Raw genomic sequence first — 6351 nt, 5'->3', positions numbered from 1 at the left:
CGCTCGCGCATGGATTTCATCTGCAGCGAAAGCGCCTGGGCATCGGCGGCAATCGTCACGTCGGCGGGAGTCGCCTCCGTGTCCTGCCCGGCCCCCTCGGCCATCTTTCTCTGCGACATCGCCATGCCTGCCAACTCTCCAAGCTACTGCGTCGAGATAACGCTTTTTTAACCGTCCCCGCTTGTCCTGCGATTCCATCCGGCTTGTAAATACGCAAACAGTCGTCGCTAACAGCCGATTGAATAACTTACGGTTTTTTCCACACCAACGGCTGATATCCGTTACAGGCTGAGCGAAAGAGCGAGTCGCGTCAACCCCTTGGCTGGGAATCCAAGGGGCGATGAAAATCAAAGGGATAGGGTATCAGCGGTGCGTGGTGCTCAATCGCGGCCTGAGCGGGCCTTGATCTTCTGCGTCCGGTCTTTCAGCGTTGGCGTGGCGATGAATTCATCGGCAGCCTCGACGAAATCCTCGAAGAATTCGTCGCCCGGATTGAGGCGCGCCATGCGGTTGGCGTAGTTGCGCATTTCCTGCAGCGGATAGAGATCGGCGTCCGGCCGGCGGGTGAGAATCAGGCGCACGCCATGGCGGGCCGGCCAGGCGGTGCAGATCTCCTCCAGCAGGAAACGCACCTCGCTGCTCGATTTCGCCAGTATCTTCTGGGTGAATTGCAAGAGCGTCTTGGTGTCGAGGCCGAGCGCCAGCAACCGATGAAGCTCGACCGTCGAGAACCAGCGCGCCACCCGCTCGATCGGCACGGAGGACATGCGAAGATAAACGGTCGAGATCGCCTCGGCCAGTTCCGCCTCGCTGAAGGCGGGCACGCCGGGGGTACGGCTCTTTGACAAGAGGCCGAGCTGTTCGGCAAACACTTCCAGCACCACGAAGATGGCGAAGGGATTGATGCCTTCCTTGAGGCTGATGCCGAGCAGCATATCGGCGGGATCATCCGACTGGTGCAGCAGCTTGGCAGCGGCGCGCAATGCGCTCTTGTGCGACAGGTCGAAGCTGGTGGCGACCACGTCATCGCTCAGCTCGAACAGGGCGGTCAACAGCCCGATCGGCTGGCTGCCGCGCAGGAAACGATCGATGTTTTCAAGGAAGGAGAGCAGCAGCGGCTTGCCATCGGCGCGGCGGCGGGTCAGCAGGGTCTGCAGGTAATTGCGCGATTTCTGGACGTCGCCGCAGATATGGCGCGCATAGCCCCATTCTTCCTGGCCGATCAAATCGGCATCCGGGAAGGATTGCAGGTAACATTCCCAGCCTTCGGCGCTGTAGAGCGGGAAACGGGTATCCTTGTCATGCATGCGGTCGCGCGGCGAAGGGGCGGCGCCCCCGAGAACCCAGGCAGCATTTTCGAAGGTATGGGCCAGCGTATCGGCAACGGAATCGCGGTTGAGGCGGGTCGCCTGCTCCAGCCCTTCCTCGATGAATTCGCGACCGCGCTGCTCGGCATCCATGGATTGCAGGCTGATGCGCGGGTGGAAATAGATGGAATTGCGCATGATCCAGTCGAAGACGTGGCGCTCCTTGAGGCGCAGGATCTCCATGCGGATCAGGTCGGTGGTGCGGATCGAGCGGCCGGTCGCGGCATCGGCGAAGACCAGCGCATTGCGCAGCCGGCCGACATCGCGCGGCGTCGACAGCAGCACGCGGCCGCGCTTGAAGGTGTCGGAAAGGTCGTCGCGCTCGCTCTCGGCCAGAGGCTGGCCAAAAATCTCGTCGGCCTGGATCATCAGTGCATCCAGCAGCCGTTCGCCGGGAACACGCGGCAGGTCGAGATCCACCTGCACGATCTTTTCGAGGAATTTCGGCAGTCCTTGCTCGCTGTCGGCTTCGCCCAGCGCCCGTTCGAGCACCGAGCGGTCATAACCGATCAGGTAGGTCATGCCCGGCAATTCGCCGAGCGCCTTCATCATCGACAAAAGCGGCCGCACCTCTTCCGGCCGCAGCCGGTCGATATCCTCGATGAGGACGAGCACGGGACGGTTCAATTCGGCAAGCTTGTAAAGCTGATAGGCGAGCTGGTCGCGGGCTTCCTGCAGCGTCAGCGGAATCGGGCTAGAGGTTACCTTGCGGAACAGGCCCTTGATGAAGCCAGCGCGCTTTCCCGCCTCCTGTTTATCGAGCGCCGGGCCGCCGCCGCTGGCCTCGGCATAAAGCGCCAGCAGCCGACCCATGCCAGAGGAGGCGTGGTTGGTGAGGTCCATGAAATCGGCAAGCCGGGTCGCGGCGGCGCGGATCGCCTGCTTCGTCTCACTGTCGACGACGTCACCGATGCGATCGGCGAGGATACGGAAGAAATCCGAAACCAGCGTATCATGGCCGGAGACCAGCCACGGGTTATAACGTACGATGATCGTGCGGCCGGCCTTGCTGCCCCATTCCTGTTCGAGATCGGCGAGATGGTTTTCCTGCTCGTCCGGCTCGACGCCGTTCATCAGCGCATCCAGCGCGTCGCTTTCGTCGCGCTCGGAGGCGGCGTAGCGGTCGAGGCCGGAGCGCTCCATGGCCATCAGCCAGGCCAGCGCCATGTTGAGCACGCTGGATTTGCCGCCGCCCCAGATGCCGTTGAGGCCGATCACCATGTTTTCGCGCACCTGCGCGGCACGGATCACCCGCGCCAGCCGCTGCGAAAACGGCGACAGCGCATAGAGATCCTGCGCCGGCGAGAAAATCGGGGTATCCGGCAATTGCTGCATCGATCGGCTCCTTGTGCGCGCGGATTGAAGAGCAAGGCCGGCCGAGACGCAATCTACGCCCCGGCGATGCAGCGATCTTTCAACCGAAAAATCAGCGATTTCCGCGTCTCAGCCATTGTTCAGCAGAAAAAAGCCGCTGGAAAATGCCTATTCGAGCTGAAAACCGGCCAGCCGCTCGCTGAGTTTGCGAATCGTCGCGACATCGGCATTGGCAAAGGCGAAGCGCAGATAGTCGTCCTGCTCTGCGCCAAAATAGATGCCGGGAATGCAGACGACGCCGGTGCGGCGCGCCAGTTGCTCCGAAACCTTTGCCGAGCCGACGCCTGGGAAGGGATGGCGAATGAAGGCGAAATAAGCGCCGATGGCATCCATCCGCCAAGCCGGCAACTCCGCCATCACCTCTTTCAGCGCGGCGGCGCGGCGCGTGATTTCCGCCCGGTTCTCCCGCCGCCAGCCTTCCAGCGACAGCAGCACCTTGGCGACCGCGCCTTGCGCGGCGCGCGGCGCGCAGATCTGCAGATTGTCCATGACCTTGGCGACCTGCTCGACCACGAAGGGCGCGGCAGTAATCGCGCCGAGGCGATGGCCGGGAATGCACAGCGATTTCGAGAAGCTGTACAGCGAGATCAGATTGTCCTGCCAGCCCGGCACCGAGAACAGGTCATGCGGCCGGCCGCTGCCCTCGGGCAGGAAATCGCGATAGGTCTCGTCGAGGATCAGCCAGGTGCCGGCGGCGCGGCAGAGATCGAGGATTTCGCTGAGCAGGCCGGCGGGATAGACCGCGCCGGTCGGGTTGTTCGGCGTCACCAGCACCAGCGCCTTCAGCCCGCGCGACAGTGCCGCGCGCACCGCCTCCAGATCCGGCAGAAAGCCTTGCGCCGGGTCGCAAGGGATCGTCGCCAGTTTGATGCCGAGCATCGACATCGTCATTTCCTGGTTGAAATAGAAGGGATCGGTCAGCGCCACAGTGTCGCCTGCGCCGGCGACCGTCATCAGCACGGAAATGAAGGCCTGGTTGGCGCCAGAGGTCACATGGATATTCCCGGCCGAAACGGAAGCGCCATAGACGTCATTGACATGCTGCGCATAGACAGCGCGCAGGCTTTCTTCCCCTTCGATATCGCCATAGCCGGTATAGGCCGTGGAGCCGGCCGCGGCGGAAAGCTGCGCCAGCGTTTCCGGATGGGCCGGATAGCCGGGCACGGCCTGGCTCAGTTCGATCTTCGGCCCACGGCTTCCATCATAGGCGGCCGCCCAGGCAAGGACGGAAGGAACCGGCGGCGCCGAGAGATTGCTGACCAAAGGATTGAAGGCGGGATGCGACATGGCGGACTCAATTTGGTTTTCGCGAATAATTGGCGACTGTCATAAAAGCAGACGAGCCGCCGCGCCATCCCCTTGTGTCGCGAGCCGCCGAATTCCGGACGGGGAACGGAAATGTGATTCACCACCGCCCGATTTTGGCCCCCTCCTGCGCCTTAGACTATTGTCTAACACGGTTCACGACCCTACCTGCTGCCGGGACGGAAGAGAGTGACGACATGGAAACTTCATGACCGCGCCCCGATTTCGTCATCAAATGGAAAAAAATTCTATCTAATACGGATGGGCCATTGAACGGAAACGAAGTTTGGACTACATGATGCGTCGGGCCGCTAACGCTTGAATCGCCCGATGGCATAGTAGCGCAACACCAACCAGGGAGAGTGACATGATTTATACATATCGAAAATCGTCCACCCTCGTGTGGTCGGCGCTTACGGTGAAACACACCGCTCCGCTTTTCCGTTCGACCTGTCGAATGTCGTTCTGAGTCAAACTCACAAAAACTCATACGAAAATTCGCGTCACCTGCGTCACCTGATGCAGTAGGAGTATGCCCATGCAAAAGCAAGTTATTGAATTCGCTGGCGTCCCGGTCGGAATCGTTATTCCGGACGCCGATCGGCTGAAGTTCATCGCCGTCAAATTCCACGTCCATGATCTCGACGAGCAGCATTTCGACTCGCCGGCCGAGGTAAAGCGTGCCATTCGTGACCTGCTCGCCAACCGGAAAGAAAGCCCGACCTATGCCTGAGGGCGCGATGATTTGCGCGCAAAACGTGCAGTCATCGGCAAATCGGCCCGCAATCGCATAGTCGGCGGGCCGATGAATCGTTTTATTAGAATTTCATCACATTAGAATTTTTTTGCAGCGCGAAGGATTTCTTTCGCGCTGCAATGGTATTCAGGATACGCCGCTTACCGCCATGAAATGCGACATTCTGGTCACGGCGAGTTCCGGTTGGTCGAGAACGCGGGCGCGGTCGGCCAGCCGAAAAATCTCGGCATAATGATTGACGCCGCGCGCCGACTGCATGCCGGCCGGCATGGTTAAATGCGACTGATGGCCGTTCAGCCAGGCAAGGAAGACGACGCCCGCCTTGTAATATTGCGTCGGCGCTTCGAAAATCTTGCGCGACAGCGGCACGGTCGGCTCGATCACAGAGCGGAAGGTTTCGACATCGCCCGCCTTCAGACAGGCCAGCGCCTTCGATGCCTGCGGCGCGACGGCATCGAAAATGCCGAGCAGCGCGTGGCTGAAATGCGTGCCGTCGCCCTCGATCAGTTCGGCATAATTGAAATCGTCGCCGGTGAAGCAGAGCACGCCCTCCGGCAGGCGACGGCGCAACTCGATCTCCCTTTCATTGTCGAGCAGCGAGATCTTGATGCCTTCGACCTTGGATTTGTTGGCATCGATGATGCCGAGAACGGTGTCGAGCGCCGTTTCGAAACCACCAGAACCCCAATAGCCGGCCAGTTGCGGATCGAACATGTCGCCCAGCCAGTGCAGCACCACCTTGTCCTTGGCCTGCGACAGGATGCGGCCATAGACGCGGGCATAATCCTCGCCTGACTTTGCGACACGGGCCAGCGCCCGGCTCGCCATCATGACGGCGCGGCCGCCATGTTTTTCGACGAAACCGACCTGCTCCTCATAGGCGCCGATCACATCGTCGAGCGAGCGGGTATCGAGCGGCGAGAGATGATCGGTCCCTGCCCCGCAGGCCAGATCAGCGTCCTCGACCGTGCGGGCTTCCGCCAGCGAACGGCGGATCAGTTCCTGCGCGCCGGCCCAATCCAGCCCCATGCCGCGCTGGGCAGTGTCCATCGCCTCGGCGATGCGGAAACCCAGGCTCCACAAATGATGGCGGAAGGCCAGCGTCGCCTCCCAGTCGATAGCTGGGCGTCCCCAAGGATCGGTTTCGGCGCGCGGATCCGACACGACATGGGCGGCGGCATAGGCGATGCGATTGAAAACCGGCACGGCATTCGGCCGCTCGGTGGGCGCGCCGATCAGACTGTATTGCTCGACCGATCCATCGGCCTTGGGAAGCTTCAGCGTCAACATGGGTGGATCTCCTCACCAATGGCTGGCGGTTTAATTTAGATCGTTCCAAATTTCAAGATGGATTTTGACGGTTGTCGCGAATTTTTCGGATACTTCAAGTGAGCGAAAACGACTCATTATCGAAGACGGGCATTAGATAATGACGTTGCCGGATTTATGCATAACGCCTCTGATCGTCATCCTCGGGCTTGTCCCGAGGATCTGCCGTCGTCAATTATGTATCTGATAATAATTAAAATACTGACGTGGTTAGATGCT

At 60.6% G+C, this 6351-nt stretch carries 4 protein-coding genes; 1 reads left to right on the top strand and 3 read right to left on the bottom strand.

Features of this window, described 5'->3' with window-relative positions; genetic code table 11:
* Positions 1-380: 380 nt before the first annotated feature.
* Together P7F60_RS22305 and P7F60_RS22300 are read right to left on the bottom strand one after the other, a co-directional pair.
* The gene (locus P7F60_RS22305) at positions 381-2702 is read right to left on the bottom strand and encodes a P-loop NTPase fold protein (protein ID WP_277919888.1); all 2322 of its coding nucleotides are present in this window, start codon (positions 2700-2702) and stop codon (positions 381-383) included.
* Between the two features lie 147 nt (positions 2703-2849).
* The gene (locus P7F60_RS22300; RefSeq protein ID WP_277919887.1) at positions 2850-4028 is read right to left on the bottom strand and encodes an aminotransferase; all 1179 of its coding nucleotides are present in this window, start codon (positions 4026-4028) and stop codon (positions 2850-2852) included.
* Between the two features lie 556 nt (positions 4029-4584).
* Here P7F60_RS22300 and P7F60_RS22295 point away from each other — a divergent pair.
* Positions 4585-4779 carry a hypothetical protein gene (locus P7F60_RS22295; RefSeq protein WP_277919886.1) on the top strand — a complete coding sequence of 65 codons (195 nt, stop codon included), beginning with the start codon at positions 4585-4587 and terminating at the stop codon, positions 4777-4779.
* A gap of 150 nt (positions 4780-4929) precedes the next feature.
* Here P7F60_RS22295 and P7F60_RS22290 read toward each other — a convergent pair whose 3' ends face one another.
* Entirely contained in the window at positions 4930-6093 is a 1164-nt protein-coding gene (locus P7F60_RS22290) for a dihydrodipicolinate synthase family protein (protein ID WP_277919885.1), read from the bottom strand.
* Between the last annotated feature and the right edge of the window lie 258 nt (positions 6094-6351).

The sequence above is a fragment of the Rhizobium sp. YJ-22 genome (genome assembly GCF_029601685.1).
GTDB lineage: Bacteria > Pseudomonadota > Alphaproteobacteria > Rhizobiales > Rhizobiaceae > Metarhizobium.
The sequence above is the reverse complement of the archived record's forward strand: the minus strand, read 5'-3'. Positions and strand labels throughout refer to the sequence as shown.